The 22,905-nt window shown below is 70.2% G+C and carries 17 protein-coding genes; 5 read left to right on the top strand and 12 right to left on the bottom strand.

Annotated features, from left to right (window positions below; all coding sequences use genetic code 11):
* Positions 1-20 precede the first annotated feature (20 nt).
* The 4 genes from dxs to QWJ39_RS12260 all read right to left on the bottom strand — a co-directional run bounded on the left by dxs (position 21) and on the right by QWJ39_RS12260 (position 8,483).
* A complete protein-coding gene (gene dxs / locus QWJ39_RS12245; protein ID WP_290258107.1) occupies positions 21-1,994 on the bottom strand; it encodes a 1-deoxy-D-xylulose-5-phosphate synthase in 1,974 nt (657 codons plus the stop codon).
* A 197-nt stretch (positions 1,995-2,191) separates the two neighbouring features.
* Positions 2,192-5,005: an aconitate hydratase gene (locus QWJ39_RS12250; protein ID WP_290258108.1), complete on the bottom strand. Its 2,814-nt coding sequence runs from the start codon at positions 5,003-5,005 to the stop codon at positions 2,192-2,194.
* 125 nt (positions 5,006-5,130) lie between these two features.
* Positions 5,131-6,510: a TRAM domain-containing protein gene (locus QWJ39_RS12255; protein WP_290258109.1), complete on the bottom strand. Its 1,380-nt coding sequence runs from the start codon at positions 6,508-6,510 to the stop codon at positions 5,131-5,133.
* The gene (locus QWJ39_RS12260; protein WP_290258110.1) at positions 6,507-8,483 is read right to left on the bottom strand and encodes an APC family permease; all 1,977 of its coding nucleotides are present in this window, start codon (positions 8,481-8,483) and stop codon (positions 6,507-6,509) included. Before QWJ39_RS12260 ends, QWJ39_RS12255 begins: the two co-directional genes overlap by 4 nt.
* Before the next feature lie 117 nt (positions 8,484-8,600).
* On the opposite strand from QWJ39_RS12260, the gene QWJ39_RS12265 reads away from it, so the two are divergent.
* On the top strand, positions 8,601-9,272 hold the full coding sequence (locus tag QWJ39_RS12265) for a TrkA family potassium uptake protein (RefSeq protein WP_290258111.1): 672 nt from the start codon (positions 8,601-8,603) through the stop codon (positions 9,270-9,272).
* Entirely contained in the window at positions 9,273-10,052 is a 780-nt protein-coding gene (locus QWJ39_RS12270) for a TrkA family potassium uptake protein (RefSeq protein WP_290258112.1), read from the top strand. It begins immediately after the preceding gene.
* Between the two features lie 76 nt (positions 10,053-10,128).
* On the opposite strand, the gene QWJ39_RS12275 is transcribed toward QWJ39_RS12270, so the two are convergent.
* From QWJ39_RS12275 to dut, 4 genes are all read right to left on the bottom strand, one after another.
* Positions 10,129-10,908: a DUF3159 domain-containing protein gene (locus QWJ39_RS12275; RefSeq protein ID WP_290258113.1), complete on the bottom strand. Its 780-nt coding sequence runs from the start codon at positions 10,906-10,908 to the stop codon at positions 10,129-10,131.
* Between the two features lie 2 nt (positions 10,909-10,910).
* Entirely contained in the window at positions 10,911-11,300 is a 390-nt protein-coding gene (locus QWJ39_RS12280) for a hypothetical protein (RefSeq protein ID WP_290258114.1), read from the bottom strand.
* Positions 11,293-11,997 carry a DUF3710 domain-containing protein gene (locus QWJ39_RS12285; RefSeq protein ID WP_290258116.1) on the bottom strand — a complete coding sequence of 235 codons (705 nt, stop codon included), beginning with the start codon at positions 11,995-11,997 and terminating at the stop codon, positions 11,293-11,295. The genes QWJ39_RS12280 and QWJ39_RS12285 overlap by 8 nt, the downstream gene beginning before the upstream one ends.
* A gap of 92 nt (positions 11,998-12,089) precedes the next feature.
* Positions 12,090-12,584 carry a dUTP diphosphatase gene (dut, locus tag QWJ39_RS12290; RefSeq protein ID WP_290258117.1) on the bottom strand — a complete coding sequence of 165 codons (495 nt, stop codon included), beginning with the start codon at positions 12,582-12,584 and terminating at the stop codon, positions 12,090-12,092.
* Between the two features lie 142 nt (positions 12,585-12,726).
* Between dut and QWJ39_RS12295 the strand changes: the two genes are divergently transcribed.
* The gene (locus tag QWJ39_RS12295; protein ID WP_290258118.1) at positions 12,727-13,212 is read left to right on the top strand and encodes a DUF3093 domain-containing protein; all 486 of its coding nucleotides are present in this window, start codon (positions 12,727-12,729) and stop codon (positions 13,210-13,212) included.
* Between the two features lie 61 nt (positions 13,213-13,273).
* On the opposite strand, the gene QWJ39_RS12300 is transcribed toward QWJ39_RS12295, so the two are convergent.
* Complete coding sequence (locus tag QWJ39_RS12300; RefSeq protein WP_290258119.1) at positions 13,274-13,573, bottom strand: DUF4193 domain-containing protein; 300 nt, start codon at positions 13,571-13,573, stop codon at positions 13,274-13,276.
* A 345-nt stretch (positions 13,574-13,918) separates the two neighbouring features.
* Here QWJ39_RS12300 and sepH point away from each other — a divergent pair, with 345 nt between their 5' ends.
* Positions 13,919-15,469, top strand: a complete 1,551-nt coding sequence (sepH, locus tag QWJ39_RS12305) for a septation protein SepH (protein ID WP_290258120.1) — start codon at positions 13,919-13,921, stop codon at positions 15,467-15,469.
* Positions 15,470-15,508: 39 nt separating this feature from the next.
* Here sepH and QWJ39_RS12310 read toward each other — a convergent pair whose 3' ends face one another.
* From QWJ39_RS12310 to QWJ39_RS12320, 3 genes are all read right to left on the bottom strand, one after another.
* Positions 15,509-16,756, bottom strand: coding sequence for a nucleotide pyrophosphatase/phosphodiesterase family protein (locus QWJ39_RS12310; protein ID WP_290258121.1), 1,248 nt, complete (start codon positions 16,754-16,756; stop codon positions 15,509-15,511).
* A gap of 1 nt (position 16,757) precedes the next feature.
* The gene (locus tag QWJ39_RS12315; protein WP_290258122.1) at positions 16,758-17,501 is read right to left on the bottom strand and encodes a DUF5998 family protein; all 744 of its coding nucleotides are present in this window, start codon (positions 17,499-17,501) and stop codon (positions 16,758-16,760) included.
* Between the two features lie 79 nt (positions 17,502-17,580).
* Positions 17,581-20,271 (bottom strand): GNAT family N-acetyltransferase, encoded by a 2,691-nt coding sequence (locus tag QWJ39_RS12320; RefSeq protein WP_290258123.1) that lies wholly within the window; start codon positions 20,269-20,271, stop codon positions 17,581-17,583.
* A gap of 67 nt (positions 20,272-20,338) precedes the next feature.
* Here QWJ39_RS12320 and QWJ39_RS12325 point away from each other — a divergent pair, with 67 nt between their 5' ends.
* Positions 20,339-22,867: a DNA topoisomerase IV subunit A gene (locus tag QWJ39_RS12325; protein WP_290258124.1), complete on the top strand. Its 2,529-nt coding sequence runs from the start codon at positions 20,339-20,341 to the stop codon at positions 22,865-22,867.
* Positions 22,868-22,905 lie beyond the last annotated feature (38 nt).

Consider the following 22,905-nt stretch of genomic DNA (forward strand, 5'->3'; position numbering starts at 1 on the left):
GTGTTCCTTTGGTGGTTCGGTCAGAGGATCGGCAGGCTGCCGGTGCTGGGGTGTTCCTGGCCGGGCAGCGGGCGCGCGAACGGCACCTTCGTGCCGAGGACCTGGGCGACGACGTCGTGCGTGATCTGCTGGGCCGTCAGGCCGACGCGCTCCAGCACCTGGCTGCGGGTGCCGTGGTCCAGGAATTCGACCGGCAGGCCCACCTCGTTCAGGGCGGTGTCGACGCCGGCGGCGCGCATCTCCTGGCGGATCCGGGAACCGACGCCGCCGGCCCGGACGCCGTCCTCGATGCAGATGACCAGGCGGTGATGGGAGGCCAGGGCGATCACCGAGGCGGGCACGGGCAGCACCCAGCGCGGGTCGATGACGGTGGAGCTGATGCCCTGCGCCCCGAGGCGGCCGGCGACGTCGAGGGCCAGTTCGGACATGGCGCCGACGCTGACGATCAGCACGTCGTTGTCGGTGGAGCCGGCGGGCCGGCGGGCGAGCACGTCCACGCCGTCGGCCAGGCGTTCGAGCGCCTCGACCTCGGCGCCGACGCTGCCCTTGGAGTAGCGCAGCACGGTGGGGGCGTCCTCGATGGCGACGGCCTCCCGGAGTTCTTCCTTCAGCCGGGTGGCGTCGCGCGGGGCGGCCAGGTGCAGGCCGGGGACGATCTGAACCATCGCCATGTCCCACATGCCGTGGTGGCTGGCGCCGTCGGGCCCGGTGACGCCGGCGCGGTCCAGGACCACGGTGACGCCCGCCTTGTGCAGGGCCACGTCCATCAGCAGCTGGTCGAAGGCGCGGTTGAGGAAGGTGGCGTAGACGGCCACCACGGGGTGCAGGCCGCCGAAGGCCATGCCCGCGGCGGAGGTGAGGGCGTGCTGTTCGGCGATGCCGACGTCGAACACGCGCTCCGGGTGCCGCGCGGCGAACTTGTGCAGGCCCACGGGAATCAGCATCGCGCCGGTGATACCCACGATGTCCTTGCGTTCGTCCGCGATGTCGGCGATCTCGTCGGCGAAGACAGAGGTCCAGGACTTGGCGCCGCCGGCCTCGGTGGGTGCGCCCGTTTCCGGGTCGATGATGCCGACCGCGTGGAACTGGTCCGCCTCGTGGGCGCGGGCCGGGGCGTAGCCGTGGCCCTTCTCGGTCATGGCGTGCACGATCACGGGACCGGCGTAGTTCTTGGCCGTGGAGAGGGCGTTTTCCATGGCCTGGAGGTTGTGGCCGTCCACGGGACCGATGTACTTCATGCCGAGGTCCTCGAACATGCCCTGCGGGGCCCACCAGTCCTTGATGCCCTTCTTCATGGCATGGAGGCTCTTGTAGGTGAACTGGCCCACCGGGCCGCCGCTCTGCAGCCGCTTCTTCCACCAGTCCAGGGCACCCTCATAGGCGGGGGCGGCACGGAGTGAGTCGATGGTGGGGCGCAGCGAGGCGAGGTAGTCGGCGAGGCCGCCGACGGTCGGGGCGTAGGACCGGCCGTTGTCGTTGACGACGATCACGACGCGGCGCTTCTTGTCCGCGGCGATGTTGTTCAGGGCCTCCCAGGCCATGCCGCCGGTCAGGGCACCGTCGCCGACGACGGCGATCACGTACCGGTCGCCGTCACCGGTGAGCCGGCGGGCGCGGGAGATGCCGTCCGCCCAGGACAGCGAGGAGGAGGCGTGGGAGCTTTCGACGATGTCGTGCTCGGACTCGCCGCGGTCCGGGTAGCCGGAGAGGCCGCCCTGCTGGCGGAGGGTGCTGAAGTCCTGCCGTCCGGTGAGGAGTTTGTGCACGTAGGACTGGTGTCCGGTGTCGAAGACGATGCTGTCGCGTGGCGAGTCGAAGATGCGGTGCACGGCGATGGTCAGTTCGACGACGCCGAGGTTCGGCCCGAGGTGTCCGCCCGTCTGGGACACATTGCCGATCAGAAATTCCCTGACCTCGGCGGCCAGCTGGTCCAGCTGCGCCTGGGACAACGTGTTCAGGTCCTGCGGACTCCGGATGCTCTCCAAGATTCCCAACGGCCCTCCTTGCGGGTAGTAGACATGCCTTACAACTCTAACGCCTCGGCGTGTCCGCGGGTTGCGCGCCCCGGATGCGCGGGCGCCGCTCCCCCGCCGCGGGCCAACGCCGACGTCCCGGGAACGCCGAAGCCCCGGGCCGTCAGTGACGGTCCGGGGCTTCGGGTGGCCTCGCCGGGAAGGCTCGGCCGGTGGTGCTAGCTGGCCGAGATCTGGCGCAGCACGTACTGCAGGATGCCGCCGTTGCGGTAGTAGTCGGCTTCACCCGGGGTATCGATGCGCAGGACCGCGTCGAAGCTCGTGGTGGTGCCGTCTTCTGCCGTGGCGGTGACCTTGAGGGTCTTCGGCGTGGTGCCCTCGTTGAGGGCGGTGACGCCCTCGACGGAGAAGGACTCGGTGCCGGTCAGGCCCAGGCTGGCGGCGTTCTGGCCGGCCGGGTACTGCAGCGGCAGGACGCCCATGCCGATGAGGTTGGAGCGGTGGATGCGCTCGTAGCTCTCGGCGATGACGGCCTTGACGCCGAGCAGAGCGGTGCCCTTGGCGGCCCAGTCACGGGACGAACCGGAGCCGTATTCCTTGCCGGCCAGGACGACCAGCGGGGTGCCGGCGGCCTGGTAGTTCTGGGCGGCGTCGTAGACGGCGGCCTGCGGGCCGTCGGCCTGCGTGAAGTCGCGGGTGAAGCCACCCTCGACGCCGTCGAGCAGCTGGTTCTTGATCCGGATGTTGGCGAAGGTGCCGCGGATCATGACCTCGTGGTTGCCACGGCGCGAACCGTAGGAGTTGAAGTCCTTGCGCTCGACGCCGTGCTCCAGCAGGTACTTACCGGCCGGGGTGTCCGACTTGAAGGAACCGGCCGGGGAGATGTGGTCGGTGGTCACCGAGTCGCCGAGCTTGAGCAGCACGCGGGCTCCGCTGATGTCCTGGACCGGCTCCGGCTGGGCCTTCATGCCCTCGAAGTACGGGGGCTTCCGGACGTAGGTGGAGTCCTGGTCCCAGGCGAAGGTGTCGCCGGCGGGGGTGTCGAGGGCCTTCCAGCGCTCGTCGCCTTCGAAGACACCCTCGTAACCGCGGGCGAACATGCCCTTGTCGATCGAGGAGTCGATGGTCTCCTGGACCTCGGACGGGTTCGGCCAGATGTCCTTGAGGAAGACGTCGTTGCCGGCTTCGTCCTGGCCCAGCGGGTCGCTCTCGAAGTCGAAGTCCATGGTGCCGGCCAGGGCGTAGGCGATGACCAGCGGCGGGGAGGCCAGGTAGTTCATCTTCACGTCCGGGTTGATCCGGCCTTCGAAGTTGCGGTTACCGGAGAGCACGGCGGTGACCGAGAGGTCGTTGGCCTGAATGGCCTCGGAGATCTCGGCGTCCAGCGGGCCGGAGTTGCCGATGCAGGTCGCGCAGCCGTAGCCGACGATGTAGAAGCCGAGCTTCTCCAGGTACGGGGTGAGGCCCGACTTGTTGTAGTAGTCGGTGACGACCTTTGAGCCCGGGGCGACGGAGGTCTTGACCCACGGCTTGGCGGTAAGGCCCTTTTCGACGGCGTTGCGGGCCAGCAGTGCGGCGGCCAGCATCACGGATGGGTTGGACGTGTTGGTGCAGGAGGTGATCGAGGCGATCGACACCGCGCCGTGGTCCAGTTCGAACTCGCGGCCGTCGGCGGTCTTGACCGCCACGGTCTTGGACGGGCGGCCGTTGGCCTTGGGTCCGTGCGAGTGCGGGGCCTCCTCGGTGAGGTGGCTGGCGTTGGCGGTGAACGACGGCGCGTCGGAGGCCGGGAAGCTCTCATCGATCGCTTCGTCCAGGCTGCCGTCGGCCAGGTCGACCTTGACGTAGTTGCGCAGATCCTCGCGGAACTGGGCCTTGGACTCGGAGAGGATGATGCGGTCCTGCGGGCGCTTCGGGCCGGAGATCGACGGGACAACCGTCGACAGGTCCAGCTCGAGGTACTCGGAGAACTTGATCTCACGGGACGGGTCGTGCCAGAGGCCCTGCTCCTTGGCGTAGGCCTCGACCAGGGCGACGTTCTCGTCCGCCCGGCCAGTGAGGCGCAGGTAGTCGAGGGTCACGTCGTCGATCGGGAACATCGCGGCGGTGGAACCGAACTCGGGGCTCATGTTGCCGATCGTGGCGCGGTTGGCCAGCGGCACGGCCGCGACACCCTCGCCGTAGAACTCGACGAACTTGCCGACCACGCCGTGCTGGCGCAGCATCTCGGTGATGGTGAGCACCACGTCGGTGGCGGTGGCGCCGGCCGGGATGGAACCGGTCAGCTTGAAGCCGACGACGCGCGGGATGAGCATGGAGACGGGCTGGCCCAGCATGGCCGCCTCGGCCTCGATGCCGCCGACGCCCCAGCCGAGCACGCCCAGGCCGTTGACCATGGTGGTGTGGGAGTCGGTGCCGACGCAGGTGTCCGGGTAGGCGCGCAGGGTTCCGTCAACCTCGCGGGTCATGACGGTGCGGGCCAGGTATTCGATGTTGACCTGGTGCACGATGCCGGTTCCCGGCGGGACGACCTTGAAGTCGTCGAACGCGGTCTGGCCCCACCGGAGGAACTGGTACCGCTCGCCGTTGCGCTGGTACTCGATCTCCATGTTGCGCTCCAGTGCGCCGGAGTTGCCGAAGGCGTCGATCTGCACGGAGTGGTCGATGACCAGTTCGGCCGGTGCCAGCGGGTTGACCCGGGTGGGGTCGCCGCCGAGGTCCTTGACGGCCTCGCGCATGGTGGCGAGGTCGACAACGCAGGGCACGCCGGTGAAGTCCTGCATGATCACGCGCGCCGGCGTGAACTGGATTTCAGTGTCGGGCTCGGCGTTGGGATCCCAGCCGGCCAGGGCGCGGACGTGGTCGGCCGTGATGTTGGCGCCGTCCTCGGTCCTCAACAGGTTCTCAAGCAACACCTTGAGGCTGAACGGAAGGCTGTCTGCGCCTTCGACGGAGTTCAACCGGAAAATCTCGTATTCGGTACCGGCTACATTAAGTTTGCCTTTTGCACCGAAGCTGTCCACAATGCTCATCGCAGGACTCCTCTCGCAACTGTTTCATCTTTGTCGCGCCGCAGACCCCTAAGCTAGTTAGGCAAGCCTAACCAAGCGCTTTGTGGGGTGCTGAGCCCGCGCGACGTCGGACTACTCCGCCCATCCTAGTGGCCCGGGCCCCGGGGAGTCAGCAACGCCACCGTCTCCAGGTGGTGCGTATGCGGGTAGAGGTCGAACCCGCGCAGGGACTTCAGTGCCCAGCCCCGCTGCTGGAAGTAGCCGACGTCGCGGGCGAACGACGCCGGGTCGCAGGAGACGTAGGCGATGGCGCGCGGCGCGGAGTCCACGAGCTGGCTGACCACGGCCTTGCCGGCGCCGGCCCGGGGCGGGTCAAGGATCAGCGCGTCGAAGCTGCGCGGCTTCTGCCGCAGCACCCGTTCGACCTTGCCCTGGACAATTTCCACCTGCGGGGCGTGGTGCAGGTTCTTGCGGGCGTCCCGGCTGGTGCCGGGCGATCCCTCGACGGACAGCACGGAGCCGGTGACCCCGACGGCGTCGGCCAGCGCGGCGGTGAAGAGCCCGGCGCCGGCGTACAGGTCCGCCACGGCCGAGCCGGGGGCGAGGTAGCCGCCGTCGTGCAGGGCCTCCTTGACCGCGCCCACCAGGGTCTCCGGGGCGTGGCGGTGGATCTGCCAGAAACCGTCGCCGGTGACGCGGAAGTCGTGGCCGGAGGCGGTTTCCTGCACCCAGGTACGGCCGCGCAGCTGGGTGACCTCACCGGTGGCGGGGTCCAGCCGGGCGACGGAGACCCTCTCCGGCAGGCGGGCCGCGATGGCGGCGACCCGTTGCGGGCGGGTGCCGGGGGCGGGAACCAGCAGCACCAGCGGCCGGGAGCCATTGGCCGGGGCCGCGACCTCGATCCGTTCGATGCCCTGCAGGTCCTGGTCCCAGAGGCGCAGGTCATTGATGCCGTCCACGGCCAGCGGCATCTCGCGGACCGCCAGGACGGCGTCGGAGCGGTAGGCATGCATGCCCAGCTGGCCGGACGGGGTCATCGCGAAGCCGGTGCGTGTGCGCCAGCCGAGGCCCGGCGCCGCCGAGGACGCGTCCTCCCCCACCGCCTCGACGTGGCCGGCGCCCGGGAGGCCGGCCAGGGCGTGGGCGTCAATGCCGGCCAGCCGGTGCAGCTGTTCGGCCAGGACCTCGGCCTTCAGCCGCCGCTGGCGGGGCAGGGAGATGTGGCCCAGTTCGGCGCCGCCCACCGGCGGATGGCCGTGGGCCCAGGCGCGGCGCGCGTCGGCGGCGTGCCAGAAGTGTTCCACCCGGTCCTCGGAGGCCTCGAGCACCTCAATGACGTCGGCGCGCCAGAACTTGGCACCCTCGGCGTCGTCGGTGAGCCTGATGCGGACCTTCTCCCCCGGGATGCCGTGCCGGACGAAGATGACCCGGCCCTCGTGCCGGGCCACGGCGTGGCCGCCGTGGGCCACCCGGCCGACGTCGACGACCAGTTCGGTGGCGGCGGGGGTCCGGGGGTCGGTGCTCATTGAATATCCTGCAGTCTCTTGGCTTCTTCGGACGATTTCAGCTGCCACGGCACGCTGGCGACCATCACTCCGGGTTCGAAGTGCAGCCGGGTCTTGATCCGCAGGGCGGTCTGGTTGTGCACCAGCTGCTCCCACCACTTGCCCACCACGTACTCGGGGATGTACACCACGATCAGGTCCCGGGGTGAGTCCCTGCGCATGTTCTTGATGTATTCCATGATGGGCGTGACCGTCTCGCGGAACGGGCTGGCCAGGACCGTGATGGGCACCGGGATATCCAGCTTCTCCCAGTCCGCGAGGGTCTGCTCGGTCTCCTCCGGGCTGATGTCCACGGTAATGGCGTCCAGCCGGGACGGCCGGGACGCGCGGGCGTACGCCAGGGCGCGGAGCACGGGCTTGCGGACGTGGGAGACCAGCAGCACGGCGTGGACGCGGGTGGGCAGGGCGCGCGGCGAGGAGTCCTCGTCCACGGCGAGTTCCTTGGCGACGTTGTCGTAGTGCGCCCGGATGCTCCACATGATCAGGAACAGGATGAACATGGCCAGCAGGGCGATCCAGGCGCCCTGTTCAAACTTGGTGATCAGCACGATCACCAGCACCAGGCCGGTCATGCCGAAGCCGATGGTGTTGATGGTGCGGGACTTGAGCATCCGCAGCTTTGCGGCCGGGTCCTTGGCGAGCTTCAGCTCCCGGCCCCAGTGCCGGATCATGCCGAGCTGGCTGAGGGTGAAGGAGATGAAGACGCCCACGATGTAGAGCTGGATCAGCTTGGTGACGTCGGCGTTGAAGGAGATGATCAGCACCAGCGCGCCGGCGGCGAGGGCCAGCACGCCGTTGCTGAAGGCCAGCCGGTCGCCGCGGGTGCGCAGCTGGCGGGGCAGGTAGCCGTCCTGGGCCAGGATGGAGCCGAGCACCGGGAAGCCGTTGAACGCCGTGTTGGAGGCGAAGACGAGGATGACGCCGGTGGCGGCCACCACAATGTAGAACGGGATGGAGCCGGCGCCGAAGACCGTCTGCGCGATCTGGCTGATGGCCGGGTTCTGGATGTAGCCCTCGTCCACGGGCTGGCCGTTGAGCAGGAACTCCTTGGCAGGGTCCTGCACGATGTGCACCTTGGTGGCGTTGGCCAGGTAGATGATGCCGGCCAGCATGGACGCCGCGATGACGCCGAGGAGCAGCAGCGTGGTGGCGGCGTTCTTGCTCTTGGGCTTCTTGAAGTTGGGCACGCCGTTGCTGATCGCCTCGACGCCGGTGAGGGCGGCGGCGCCGGAGGAGAAGGCCCGCAGCAGCAGGAACGCGCCGGTCAGGCCCACCAGGCCCTCGTCGAAGCCGGCCGCCGGGACGATCTCGAACTCGGCCGACGGCGCCTGGCCCAGCTGGCCGGTGACGGCCTGGAAGACGCCGACGGCGGTCATGCCGAGGATGGAGACCATGAAGATGTAGGTGGGGACGGCGAAGACGCTGCCGGCCTCTCGGATGCCGCGCAGGTTCACCAGGGCCAGGATCACGACGCCGATGGTGGCGATCGCGGCCTGCTGGCCGTGCAGCGAGGGCACGGCCGTGGTCAGGTACGCCGCGGCCGAGGACATGGAGACCGCCACGGTCAGGACGTAGTCCACCAGCAGGGCCGAGGCGACGGTCAGGCCCGCGTATTTGCCGAGGTTCTCGTTGGCGATCTCGTAGTCGCCGCCGCCGGAGGGGTACGCGTGGACGTTCTGCCGGTAGGAGGCGACCACCGTCAGGAGCACCACCATCACCGCCAGGCCCACCCACGGCGAGAACGCCACCGCGCTGACGCCGGCCAGGGCCAGGGTGAGCAGGATTTCGTCCGGGGCGTACGCCACCGAGGACAGCGCGTCCGAGGCGAAGATCGGAAGCGCGATCCGCTTCGGCAGCAGGGTGTGGGCCAGACGGTCGTTGCGGAAGGGCCGCCCCACCAGCACCCGCTTCACGGCATTGAAAATTGTCAGCACCAGACAAAGTTAGTCTGATTCGCACCCGATGTCATGGCGGCCGGGGCGAGGCTGCCGGGCCCCGGTGGCCGGTAGAGTTTACGCAGCAACGTGAGACAGACGCTTTAGGAGGCACATGTGGCGCACTTCGTGATCATGGGTTGCGGCCGGGTGGGTGCCACCCTGGCGCACACCCTTGAGGACGCCGGCCACTCGGTCGCCATCATCGACCAGGACGACCGCGCCTTCCGGAGGCTCCGCACCGGCTTCACCGGCCGCAAGGTCACCGGCGTCGGCTTCGACCGCGAAACGCTCAAGCGCGCCGGCGTCGAGGAGGCCTACGCCTTCGCCGCCGTCTCCAGCGGTGACAACTCCAACATCCTGGCCACCCGTGTCGCCCGGGAGACCTTCCACGTCCCGCACGTGGTGGCCCGCATCTACGACCCGGGCCGGGCCGAAATCTACCAGCGCCTGGGCATCCCCACGGTCGCGGCCGTGCGCTGGAGCGCGGACCAGGTGCTGCGCCGGATCCTGCCCGAGCAGCACCTCGCCGGTGACTTCCGCGACCCCTCAGGCCGGCTGGTGCTGGCCGAGGTGGACCTCGACGCCGGCTGGGTCGGCCACCCGCTGACCGCCATCGAGAAGGCAGCGGACATCCGCATCGCCTACCTCACCCGATTCGGCGAGGGGATGCTCCCGACGCCCGGCATGTCGTTGCAGGACGGCGACACCGTCCACGCCATGCTCAGCGTGGACCGCACCTCCGAGGTGGCCCACATCCTCGCCAAATCCCCCGCCAAGGAGTCCTAAGTGAAGGTCGTCATCGTCGGTGCCGGCAGCGTCGGTTCCTCGATTGCCCGCGAATTGCTCTCGCACAAGCACGAAATCCTGCTGATCGACCTGAAGCCGGAGGTGATCGGCCGCAGCGGCCTGCGCGGCGCGCATTGGCTGGTGGGCGACGCCTGCGAGCTGAGCACGCTCAAGGACGCCCGGCTGGAGGATGCCGACGTTGTCGTCTCCGCCACGGGCGACGACAAGGTCAATCTGGTGGTCTCGCTGCTGGCCAAGACCGAATTCGGCGTGGGCCGCACGGTGGGCCGGGTGAACAACCCGAAGAACGACTGGATGTTCGACGATTCCTGGGGCGTCGACGTCGCGGTCAACACCCCGCAGCTCATGACGGCGCTGGTGGAGGAGGCCGTGGAGATCGGCGACCTGGTCCGCTTGCTGACGCTGCAGACGGGTGTCTCGTCGCTGGTGGAATTCACCGTGCCGCACGATTCGCACGTGATCGGCCTGACGGTGGGCGCCATCGAATGGCCCGAGGACGCGACGCTCGTGGCGATCCTCCGCGACCAGGCCCCCATCACCCCCAGCCGGGACGATGTGATCGACGGCGGCGACGAGCTGTTCTTCGTCACCACCATCGCCGCCGAGGACGAGCTGCGGGCCCTGCTCTCGGCCCCGGATGCCGGCGAGGGCGACGGCGACACTGTGGCGGACACCGCCGGGTCCGGCGATGACTACGACGGCCGTTCCGGCCAGCCCGCGCACACCCACGCCATGGAGGACGACGGCTTCGACGGCTAAGGCCCCGACCGCCCGCCGACCCATCTGACTGACAGCTGAGGCCGTTATGAGCGTTCATAACGGCCTCAGCTGCGAGCTAGTTGGGTTCGGCGGGATGCTCGGCGTCGGCTGCCGGCGCGGCGGGCCGGGTCAGGAGCCAGGCCACCCAGAGGCCCAGGATGTACAGCGGGGCGCCCATCAGCAGCCGGGTGGTGGCGAGGGCGGCGAGGCCCTGCTCCCCCATGTAGTACAGCGGCACCTGGACCAGCAGGCGCAGGGCCAGGACCGTGATGATCACCCAGGTCCCGATCCGATAAGCCTTCACGCGGGCCGGGTCCTTGCGCCAGTGCAGTCCCTCGTTGCGGATGAAGCCGAACAGCAGCCCGGCGATCGGCCAGCGGACGGCGATCGAGATGCTCATCGCCACGATGTAGCCCAGGTTGGTGAAGAAGCCCAGGACGTAGAAGTCCTCGGCCTTGCCGGTGGTGTTGGCAAGCCAGGCGGAGAGGCCGACGCCGGCGATGCCGGCCAGCGCCTGGGTCAGCGGCTTGCGCTGGACCAGCCGGGCGACGGTGAAGGCGGCGGCGACGGCGAGGGCGCCCACCAGCGCCGGGGTCAGCTCACGGGACACGGTGAAGGCGATCAGGAAGACCAGGCCGGGCAGGATGCTCTCGGCCAGGCCCTGGACGCCGCCGGCGCTTTTCAGCACGTCGATGTTGCCGTTGCTGGTGCGGTGCAGGCCCGCCTTCGCGGCGTAGTCCTCGGCCAGCTGGGCCACGGTCGGTTGGGTGCCCGCGGGCTGCGCCTCGCCGGGCCGGGTGGAGCCGGGCTGGGATTCGCGGGGGCGGGGGTCCTGGAACGGGGAGCTCTCGGGCATGGTCAGTGTTCCTCCAGGCGGGACAGGATTTCGTAGCGCGGGTTGAACATGGTGGGCAGGCCGTCGCGGACGGTGACCATCCCCTCCAGCTTCAGCTCCAGTCCGGCGTGGACGCCCGGGATGCGGCGGCGCCCCAGCCACACCACGCGGAGGCGGTCCGCGGCCACCTGACGGCGGCGGCGGGCGGTGGGCGGTGCGGCGTCCGCCGGGACTCGGCGGGGCCTCGCCGCGGGGGCGTCGTGGTCCGTGATGATCGCGGTGAATGCCGCGACCTCGCCCGCGGGGGCGTAGGTGACGGATTCGATGAAGCCGCGGCAGAGGACGCGGCCGCGCTCGGGCAGGCCGCGGACCGGGACGGCGTCGGAGGACAGGCCTCCGGGGGCGTCACCCAATCTGGGTGGTCTCCGGTCCGCGTTCGGGCTGGTCCAGGGTGGGGCGTCCGGCCGTGCCGGGGACCGTGGCGCTGGTGTCCTTTGGCAGGCGCAGCTGCAGCAGGTCGCGCGGCGGCATCGGGTTGTCTCCGCGCACCACCACGATCCTGCGGAAGAGGTCCTCCAGGTCACGGGAGGCTTCCCGGTCCAGGGCCGCTTCGCCGCCGAGCACACCGCGCAGGAACCAGCGGGGGCCGTCGACGCCGATGAAGCGGGCCACCCGGTAGCCCTCGCTGCCGTCGCCGGCGGGGAGCTTCGCGACGAGTTCGATGCCGAAGTGGCCCTCGATCTCCTCCACCTGGCCGCCCTGGCTTCCGACGGACTGGCCGATCTGCTCGCGGATCTCGTCCCACAGTCCTTCGGACCGGGGAGCCGCGAAGGCCTGCAGCTGCAGGCTGGAGCCCTCGAGGTCCATGGTCACGGCGACGACGCGCTGGGTGGCCTCTTCGACCTCGAGCCGCAGCTGCAGGTTCTCCCGTGGTGCGATCAGCAGGGCGCCGAGGTCCACGTAGCCGTCCTGGTTCTCAATCTCCGAGACGTCGTACGGGCCGGACCCGCGGACGGCCGTGTCCGCGGCGGCGTCGGCGCCGGTCTCCGGGGCCTCGACGGCCTCGCTCGGCTGTTCCTGCTTGGCTTTCCTGCCACGCCCAAAAACCATGGGGTTGTCTCCTTCGTTGTGTTCCGGCGCTGCTCGTCCGGGGCGGCCCGGGTGTGCCGGCCTGACGGGCCGGGCGGTGTAGCTGGGGCCGGTCAGGCCTGCGTCGCGCCGAACCCGCCGGTGGAACCGAAACCGCCGGTGCCGCGGACCGAATCGCTGAGCTCCTGGACCGGAACGAACTCCGCGTGCTCCACACGCTGGATGACCATTTGGGCAATTCTATCGCCGCGCCGGAGCTCGATGGACTCGGAGCGGTCCGTGTTCAGCAGGGTTACCGCAATTTCCCCGCGGTAGCCGGCGTCGACGGTGCCGGGGGCGTTCACCACGGTCAAGCCGTGCTTGGTGGCGAGGCCTGAGCGCGGGTGGATGAGTGCCACGTAGCCGACAGGCAGGGCGATAGCGACGCCGGTGGGCACCAGTTTCCGCTCGCCGGGTTCCAGGACGACATCCTCGCGGGCGCGCAGGTCCGCGCCCGCGTCGCCGGGGTGCGCGTACGACGGCGGTTCCAGCCCGTCGTCGAGCATCTTCAACTGGACCGCCAGGGTGGGACCAGGGACGGCGGGTGCGGGGGTTGTTTCTTCAGTCACAGTCCCCCACTGTAACGCCCGCGGAAAGGTTCGGCCTACCGCGGCGCCGGGCGGGAGGATGCCTTGCGGGCCCGGGCGTCGGGGCCCTCCCGGGACGTCCCGCCAAGGTGAAATAGCCCGGGAAAAGTGGAAAGCTGGCCTCATGCCCGAATCCAGCGCCGCCGTGCCTGCCTCCAACCGGACCCCCGACGACTCCACCCTCCTGTTCAGCGAAAAGCTGTGGCCGAGCTTCTGGATCTGGCTGGTGGCGGCGGGACTGTCGGCGGCCGGCATCCTGGTGTTCGCTCCGATCAGCATGACCGCGGGCATCACCGCGGCGGTGGTGCTGTTCGTGATCCTGGCCGTGCTGTTGACCGTCTCCACCCCGTCGCTCCAGGTCACCGCGGGGACCCTGCGCGTTGGCCGGGCGACGATCGAGCGCCGGTTCGTCGGAACCGTGGAGGCCTTTGAGGGCGGAGAGGCGACGGCGGAACGCGGACCCCGGCTCAACGGGCTGGCCTTCATGTGCATCCGCGGCTGGATCGATCCGGTGGTGCGGATTGAGATCACCGACCCGATGGACCGCACGCCTTACTGGCTGGCCTCGACCCGCCATCCCGCCGAGTTCGTCGCCGCGCTGAAGCGCTAATCCCCTGCGCCCCTGACCTCCTGAACCGCCAGCCCGTCGGCGGGGCCCATCGAGGGTCCGCCTAGCCCTCGCACTCCACGCAGTACTTCAGGCCGTCCTTTTCCCGGGCGATCTGGGAGCGGTGCCGGACCAGGAAACAGGACGCGCAGGTGAACTCGTCCGCCTGGGCGGGCATCACCCGGACCAGCAGCTCCTCGCCGGAAAGGTCAGCTCCGGGGAGCTCGTACCCCTCGGCGAGATCGGTCTCGTCCTCGTCCACCACCGCGGAGGGCTTCTCGGTCCGCCGGGACTTCAGTTCCTCGATCGAGTCTTCGTTGAGGTCCTCTTCGCTCTTCCGCGGCGCGTCGTAGTCTGTCGCCATTACTTTTCGCTCACACTCCGCACTTGTTGGGGTTGTCGCCGTCGCCGTCCGCCGGGGTGGTGCTCTTCCCCGTCCGGTCCGGGTCCGGTTCACCGGCGTCAACGCCGGACGGGTGTTTTTTGTGCCCGGCGTCGGGTCATTCTTGCCTACGCGGGTTCAGCACGCCAGAGTCTGGCGGACGCCGTCGGGACGTGATGGCCCGGGCGTTCACCCAATGCCCGCCGGAGGCGCCCTCGAAGGTCGGAAAATGCCGGAAATTCGCGGCGCGCCCTCCCTCTTCACCGCTTTTGGTGCCCGGCAGTGGCAGAGTTTCGAGTGTTAGCAATGCCAGGGTGGAGGATTTGTATGCAGGATCTACGGCTTGTAGGCGTCCACGACGATGGAGAGCATCTCCTGTTCAGTGGCGCCGGCGGCGAGATGTTCCAGCTGCCGATCGATGAAACGCTTCGGGCTGCCGTGAACCGGCCCTCGAAGACTGCCCCGGGCCCGGCGCCGGAGCCAATTGTCATGTCCCCACGGGACATCCAGGCCCGAATCCGGAGCGGCGCGACCGCCGCGGAGGTCGCCGAGCTTTCGGGCCTGCCGCTGGCCAAGGTTGAACGCTACGAAGGCCCAGTGCTGGCCGAGCGCGAATACGTCGCCCAGCAGGCGCGCCGGATCGAGGTTGCGTCCCCCACGGCGGGCCACGAAGGTTACCGCTCCCACTTCGGCGACCAGCCCGCCACCCTGGAGGAAATGGTCAGCCACCGGCTGCGCGCCTACGGCGTCGCTCCGGAGACCGTGGAGTGGGATTCCTGGCGGCGCCCCGACGGCCTGTGGAACGTGGTGGCGGCGTTTTCGCTGCCGGCCGGCGGCCACACCGCCATCGGTGAGGAACCGCCCGCCACGTGGACGTTCAGCCCGGCGCTGAAGTCCCTGCAGAACGCGAACCGCTGGGCGCAGCAGCTCAGCGAACTCGAGCCGATGGACGGGCCCGTCCCGTCCCGCCGGCTCTCGGCCGTTTCCGACCGGCCCTTCGACTTCGAGACCGACGCCGAGGCCGCCGCGCGCACGGCGACGGCGCAGCTCAGCATCGTCCCGGCCGACAGGTCACTGCCCGGGGATACCCGACAGGACCGGGACAACGACGGGCTGCTGGACATGCTCCGCTCCCGCCGCGGGCACCGGATCGGGGTGGACGAGGATGCTGATGACGCGCTGGCGCTCATGCTGAGCCAGGGCGTCCCGGCGGCCCACCCCCGGCCCTCCGAGGTTCCCGCCCCTGGCGATGCCTCCGACAGCGACACCGACACCGGGTCCGACGCCGGTACCTCCGATGACGCCGACCTTCACGCTTCCAACGGCAGCGGCGCGGATACCACCGGTGAGGCCGAAGCCGGCGAGGCCGACACGACCGCGGAGCCGGAGAAGCCCTCCGCTCCGACGGCGGCCAAGGCCGAACCGCATTCCATTCCGGGGCCGGATGCCTTCACCCGCCGCCGCGATGCCCGGCCCTCGATGCTCTCCCGGCTGACGCTGGCGCCGCGGCACGACGCCGCAGACGCCGGCGACGCGTTGCGGCTGCACGACGGGGTCAGCACCGAGACCCGGGAAATCACCATCGCGGCCTCCCAGCTGCGCCCGGTGCGCGGCAATGGCCAGGGGCCGACGTCGAGCCCCGGACTGGACGAACTGCTGGGCGGCGGCACCTCGCGGCGCGCGGCACGGCCGGAGTCCCCCGAGCAGCCCCGGACCCCGGACGGCATCTTCCCCGCCGGCAACCGGAACCCGGAACTGTCGCGGTCTGAGGCGCGGGCCGAGCGTGCCGCTGAGACGCCCGAACGCCAGCCTGCCAAACCCAAGCGCTCCAGCGTCCCCAGCTGGGACGATATCGTTTTCGGTACCCGCAGCGAGTAGCCACCGAGCGATCGAATTGTCGCCGACCCCGATGGACTGTTAGCGGCGCCGGGCCTTGCTGCCGGTCTTGCCGGCGGCGCTGAAGCACAGCAGCGGGACTTCCCGCTCGGCCTTGGTCAGCGATCCGTGCTGGCCCACCACCTCGAGCGCCCGTGCGGGCACCCGGCGGGTGTCGTAGAGCGCCAGGGTGTCGCGGGCGGCAATCATCACGTCCCCGATCCGGGGGCCAACGGCGTCGCGCACGTCGCCAAACAGCCCCGCCGCAATAGCCTCCTCGCGCGTGAAGGCCCAGATCCGTTCGCCGAACCGCGCCCGCCAGGCCGCCAGCAGCCGGCTACGGCCGGCCTCCCCCGCGTCCTCCTCCAGGTAGAGGTGGACCATCCGGGGTTCGCCTGCGGTGTGCCGGACGCCCTCGATCAGGGCCGGTTCGGCGGAGTAGTCCAGGCGCTGCGACTCGGGCACGTCCACCATGCCGTGATCGCCCGTGACCAGCACGGTAGTGCCGGGCGGCAGTGTCGAGTTCAGCCGGCTGACGGTCGCGTCGAGCTCCTCCAGCTGGTGTTCCCACTGGGCCGACGCGGCACCGTAGCGGTGGCCGGCCTTGTCCAGCTCGTGCACGTAGAAGTACATCAGCGCGCTCTCCGCCCCGGCCATCGCCTCGGCCGCGGCGGCGGTGCGGGCGTGCGCGGTGGTTCCGGCGATGAACCGCCCTCCGCGCAGGGCCGCCTGGGTCATGGCGGAGTCGCTGAAGCGGGGCAGGGCGACGGTGCTGACGTCGGCGTGCTCCGCGGCGCGTTCGAAGACGGTGGGCAGCGGCTGCCAGCGGCGCGGGTCGACGCCGTCGTCCCAGTTGCTGAGCATGTTGACCACGCGGTCCTGGTCCGGATCCACGACGTCGTAGCCCACCATGCCGTGCTGGCCGGCGGAGCGGCCGGTGCCGAAGCTGGCCAGCGACGCCGCGGTGGTGGACGGGAAGGCGGCATCGACGCCGGCGGGGACCTCACCCTGCCCGGACTGGAGCACCGAGCGCAGGAACGGCGTGTGGGCGGCGCGCTGCTTCAGCAGCTGCCGGCCCAGGCCGTCGGCCAGGACCACGCACACCCGCCGCGCCGGGGGCAACGACAGCCGGTTCTCGAAGCCGGGCACGCCGATGCTGGCCGCCGCGCTGCCGAAGACCTCGGCGATGGACTTGCGGCCGTAGGCCGGCGGCGAGGGCAGGGCCGGGCCGGTGGGCAGGGCGGACCCGCCCGGAACCGAGGCGGAACCGGCGGTGCTGTCGGCGCCCATCTCAGCGCTGATGGCCGCGGCTCAGGCGGTTGGCGAAGACGCCGGCGCGGGAGCGCGGCGGCAGGGTGGAGACGCCGTGGCCGGCCGGGGCGCCGGATCCGGTGTTTACGGCGCGCAGGGCGCGGGCGAAGAGCTTGGCGTCCTGGACCGCCTGGAGGCCGTCCGCCTCGGCGCTGATCCGCAGGACGATGTCCTCCTGGGCGATCGTGCCGCTGTAGCCGTGGTCCGCCTCGCACTGGGGGTCGCCGCAGCTGGCCGGGCCCATGTCCAGCCGCTGGCCGCCGGACCAGGCGATGGAGAGCGTGAGTTCGCGGACCGGGTCCGAGGGCTTGTAGTCCTGCGGCTGGGCGTAAATGTAGCTGAGCACCACGGAGCGGATCTGGGCCACCGGGACGGACTCGGTGGAGACCTGGGCGACCATCTGCTCGCCGGCCTCGTCCAGCTGCTGGTCGTCCACGTGGGTGATCACCAGCATGTCCTCGGTGAGCACCAGCACCGTGATGTGGCGGCGGACCTCGGCCCGGTCGAAGTGGGTTTCGAGGTGCACCAGGTGGGAGACGCAGTCCCGGCCGTCGAGGGCGTCGGCCACCACGTCGGCGACCAGCCGCGGGTAGAAGCCGGCCTGCTCCAGCGCATCCGTGAGGCTCTGTCCCTGCGCGCTGTGGTCGTGCAGGCCGGCGTGCGGCGCACCGTGGCGGGCGGAGAGGGAAGCCTGTGGCTGGGATGCTGGGGGCTGGGAGGTCATGGGTTCCATTTTCACAGATCGGCTAGTCACTTGCTAACCGCGGCGCCCCGATGTGGACAAGACCGCAGGCACCTGAGCCTCAGGCCCGCATGGCGCGCCGGGCCGTGTCGGTGCGCTGGGCTGCGTTGGCGATCCGCACGTCGGCGGCGAGGATCACCGCCCCCTCGGTGCCGGCGAGGACCGGGTTGAACTCCACGAGGGCGATCTCCGGGTGGTTGTCCTTGAGCCGGGTCAGCCGCGCGGCGAGGTCCTCCAGCGCGGCGACGTCGACGGCGGGCAGCCCCTGGTAGCCGAAGAGCTTCCGCGAGGCCCGGGGCGAGCGGATGAAGTCGTGCACGTCCGAGCCGGAGAGCGGCGGAACGCGGTGCGCCCAGTCATCCAGCAGGTTCACGGCGTCCCCGGCGAGGCCGAAGGAGACCACCGGTCCCAGCAGCGGGTCCTCGATGGCCCGGAAGGTGCACGCCTGGCCCACCGGAGCCATGGTCTGAACCTCCAGGGAGGGCGAGCCGTAACGTTGCAGGGACCGTCGCATCTGGGCGATGTTGGCCCGCAACGAGTCGGCGTCCTGAATATCCAGCCGCACCCCGCCCAGGTCCAGGCGGTGCCGAAGCGCCGGGTCGGTGGTCTTGATCGCCACCGGCCAGCCGAGCCTCTCCGCCGCGGCGACGGCGTCGTCGTCGGTTTCGAAACCCGCCGAGGGCAGCACGTGGATGCCGTAGTGGCCCAGCAGCCGGTCCGCGGCGGCCTGGTCCAGCCGGACCAGCTGCTCGCCGCCGACGGGGCGCAACAGTTCTTCGAGGTCGTGGTGCGCGGCGTCGGGGTCGCAACCCTCGGGTTCGACGAAGAGGCCCTGGTCCCGGACCTTCCACTGGGCGTAGCGGACGACGGCGGCCAGAGCGGCGACGGCGGCGCCCGGGTTCGAGTAGCAGGGCACGGCCGGGGCCTCGCCGGCGTCGCCCACCATGCCCTCGACGTAGATGGACGGGTCCAGGATGCCGGTGAACGCGGCCACCACGGGTTTCCCGGCGGCGGCCGAGCATTCGGCCAGCACGGCGCCGATCTTCTCCACGGTCAGGCCCCGGGCGGGCAGCAGCGCGACAACGACGGCGTGCACGTTCTCCAGCGTCAGCGTCTCCTGCAGGCTGCGGCGCAGGGCGGGGAGGGCACGGGACATGCCGGTGTCCAGGTCGACGTCGGCGACGATCCGCTCGACGCCGAGCCCGGCGGCCTCGGCACTGTCCGAGACCACCTTGCCGAGAGCCCGGGAGTTACTGAACACGGCCACGCCGGGGCCCTGGGGCAGCGGCTGGCTGGAGACGATCTGCGCGACGTCCATGAGTTCCTCGATGGTCCCCACCCGGATCACGCCGGCCTGGCGCATCATGGCGTCGAGCGCTTCAGGCGGCGCCTGCGTGGTGCGGACCGAGTGGCCCGGCGGCAGGTTCAGGCCCATCGCGTCGGACTTGGCGACGATCACGGGTTTGGTGCGGGCCAGCCGGCGGGCCAGGCGAGAGAACTTACGCGGGTTGCCGATCGATTCGAGGTAGAGGCCGACGGCGGTGGTGTCCGCGTCGTCCTCCCAGTACTGCATCAGGTCGTTGCCGGAGACGTCGGCGCGGTTGCCGGCGGAGAGGAAGGTGGAGATCCCCACCCGGCGGCGGCTGGACGCGGCGTAGAGCGAGACGCCGATCGCCGCGGACTGGCTGAACAGTCCCAGGCCGCCGCGGCGGGCCAGCGAGGGGGCCATCGAGGCGTTGAGGGAGACGGCGGGGTTGGTGTTGACGATCCCGAGCGACGCCGGGCCGATTACCCGCATGCCGTTGGCCCGGGCCTGGCGGACCAGTTCCCGCTGCCGCGCCAGGCCGCGTTCGCCGTCGTCGGCGTAGCCGGCGGTGGCCACCACGATGCCCTTGACCCCGGCCTCGCCGCACTCCTGCACCACCTTGGGGACCTCGTCGTAGGGCACGGCGATGATGGCGAGCTTCACCGGGCCCGGCACCTCGGAGAGCCGGGCGAAGGAGAGCATGCCGGCCAGTTCCAGCGCCTCGGGGTTGATCGCATAGACCGGACCGGTGAAGCCGCCCTCGATGATGTGTTCGAGCAGCTGGTAGCCCACGGTCCCCCAGCGGCGGCTGGCGCCGATCACGGCGACCGAGTCGGGGGCCAGCAGCTCCTGGATGCTGCGGGCCTCGGCGCGGTGCTCGCGGGATTCCATCACGGCGCGGGACTTGTCCGTGGGGTCGATGTTGAATTCGAGGCTGACGACGCCGTCGTCGAAGTGCCGCTTGACGTCGTAACCGGCGTCGGAGAAGACCATCAGCATCTTGCGGTTCTCCGGCAGCACCTCGGCACTGAACTTGCGGATGCCGTTTTCCCGGGCGGCGGCGGCGAGGTGTTCGAGCAGGATGGAGCCGATGCCGCGGCCCTGGTGGGCGTCGGCGATGTTGAAGGCTACCTCCGCCTCGGCCGGGTCGTCGAGCCGGTCGTAGCGGCCGATGCCGATGATGTCGCCGCCGATGGTGATCACCAGCGCCACCCGGTCCTTGTAGTCGACCTCGGTGAAGCGCTTGAGTTCCTTGCTGGAGAGCTTGGACTTGAAAGCGAAGAAGCGCATGTAGATGGACTTCTGCGACTGGCCGACGTGGAAGGCCTGCACGGCGTCGGAGTCGGCGGCGTGGATGGGCCGCAGGTGGGCCGTGCCGCCGTCGCGCAGCACGACATCGGCTTCCCAATGTTCCGGATATACGCCGTCCACGGGCTGATCCACCATAGGCTTAGCCTAGCCATAAACTTACACAGCACCCGTTGAGCACCACGCAGAAGGACCCACCAGCCCCATGGCACGCCGCCAAACCACGCCCCCGGCAGGGGAAGCCCAGGATTATCACGAGAACATCGTCGACATCGATGTCACCTCCGAAATGGAAGGGTCCTTCCTGGAGTACGCCTACTCGGTGATCTACTCCCGGGCGCTCCCGGACGCCCGCGACGGCCTGAAGCCGGTGCAGCGGCGCATCCTCTACATGATGAGCGAGATGGGCCTGCGCCCGGACCGCGGCCACGTCAAGAGCGCCCGCGTGGTGGGCGAGGTGATGGGCAAGCTGCACCCGCACGGCGACACCGCCATCTACGACGCGATGGTCCGCATGGCGCAGGACTTCTCGCTGCGGCTGCCCCTGATCGACGGGCACGGCAACTTCGGTTCTCTCGACGATGGTCCGGCCGCGCCCCGGTACACGGAGGCCCGGCTCGCGGCGGCGGCGCTGACTCTGACCGACCACCTGGACGAGGACGTCGTCGACTTCGTCCCGAACTACGACAACCAGCTCACCCAGCCGGACGTGCTGCCGGCGGCGTTCCCGAACCTGCTGGTCAACGGCGCCACCGGCATCGCCGTCGGCATGGCCACCAATATGGCCCCGCACAACCTCGGCGAGGTCATCGCGGCGGCGCGGCACCTGATCGCGCACCCGGACGCCACGCTGGAGGACGTGATGAAGTTCGTCCCCGGCCCGGACCTGCCCACGGGCGGCCGGATCGTGGGCCTGGACGGCATCCGGGACGCCTACGCCACCGGCCGCGGCTCATTCAAGACCCGGGCGAAGGTCGACGTCGAGCAGCTCTCGGCCCGCCGCACCGGCCTGGTGGTCACAGAACTGCCATACATGGTGGGCCCGGAAAAGGTGATCGAGAAGATCAAGGACGCCGTCAACGGCAAGAAACTCTCGGGCATCAGCGACATCGTGGACCTCACCGACCGCAAGCACGGGCTGCGCCTGGTGATTGAGCTGAAGAACGGCTTCAACCCCAACGCCGTGCTGCAGCAGCTGTACCGCTACACGCCGATGGAGGACTCCTTCGGCATCAACAACGTCACCCTGGTGGACGGCCAGCCGCAGACCCTGGGCCTCCTTGAACTGCTCAGCGTCTACGTCACCCACCGCATCACCGTGGTCCGCCGGCGCACCGCGTTCCGGCTGGCGAAGAAGCAGGACCGGCTGCACCTGGTGGAGGGCCTGCTGATCGCGATCGTCGACATCGACGAGGTCATCCAGATCATCCGCTCCTCGGACGAGGCGGCCGCGGCCCGGACCCGGCTGATGTCCATCTACGACCTCTCCGAGATCCAGGCCAACTACATCCTGGAGCTGCGGCTGCGGCAGCTGACCAAGTACTCCCGGATCGAACTGGAGAAGGAACAGGACGAGTTGCGGCGCGAGATCGCCGAGCTGCAGGCCATCCTGGACTCACCCGAGCTGCTGCGCGGCCTGGTCTCCGACGAGCTCGGAGAAATCGCGGAGAAGTACGGGACGCCGCGCCGGACGGTGCTGCTCGAATCCGAGGCCGTCTCCCCCACCCTGGCCGCCGCGGCCGCCGCCCCGGTCAAGGGCAAGGCCGCCCCGCTGGCCCTGGAAATCGCGGACGACCCGTGCTGGGCGATCCTCACCGCCTCCGGCCAGATCGCCCGGACCGCCAACCAGGACAGCCTGGCCGAGGCCGGACCGCGGGCCAAGCACGACGTCTTCCGCTCCGTGGTGAAGACCTCGGCCCGCGGTGAGATCGCCGCCATCACCTCGCAGGGCCGGATGCTGCGGCTGCAGGTGGTGGACATGCCCGTGCTACCGCCCACCAACGGCACCCCGAACATGGCCGGCGGCGTCCCCGCCAAGGACTTCATCACCCTGCTCAAGGGTGAGACGCTGGTGGCCTTCGCGCCGCTGGACCGGGTCCTGGCCATCGGCACCGCACAGGGCGTGGTCAAGCGCGTCCAGCCGGACTACCCCCTGAACCGCGAGGACTGGGAGGTCATCGCGCTCAAGGACAAGGACACCGTGGTGGGCGTTGAGGCGGCCGACGGCGACGACGTCGACCTGGTCTTCATCACCCGACAGGCCCAGTTGCTCCGCTTCGGCGCCTCCTCGGTGCGTCCGCAGGGCCGGACCGCCGGCGGCATGGCCGGGATTAAGCTGGCCGCCGGGGACCGGGTGCTGCACTTCGGCACCGCCCGCGCCGATGACGAGGCCGCCGTCGTGGTCACCATCGCCGGAACCGAGGGGGCCCTGCCGGGCACCGCCCCGGGCGCCGCGAAGGTGACAGCACTCTCCGAGTACCCTTCCAAGGGCCGCGGCACCGGCGGAGTCCGGGCGCATCGGTTCCTCAAGGGCGAAGACACCCTCCTGCTGGCATGGGCGGGCCACGGCCCGGCCAAGGCGTCCTCGCTGGCCGGTGTGGCGCGCTCCCTGCCGGTGGAGCACGGACGCCGGGACGGTTCGGGCATCCCGCTCTCCCAGGCCGTCGACGCCATCGGGCCGAGCATGGCCGGGGCCGAGGCTCCCGCCGGCGCCGCCCCGGCGCCGAAGGCGTAGGGCCGGCCCGGCGGGGCCAATCTGCGGTGCCGTGCGGG

The sequence above is a fragment of the Arthrobacter sp. YD4 genome (assembly GCF_030410515.1).
In the GTDB taxonomy this organism is placed as follows: domain Bacteria; phylum Actinomycetota; class Actinomycetes; order Actinomycetales; family Micrococcaceae; genus Arthrobacter.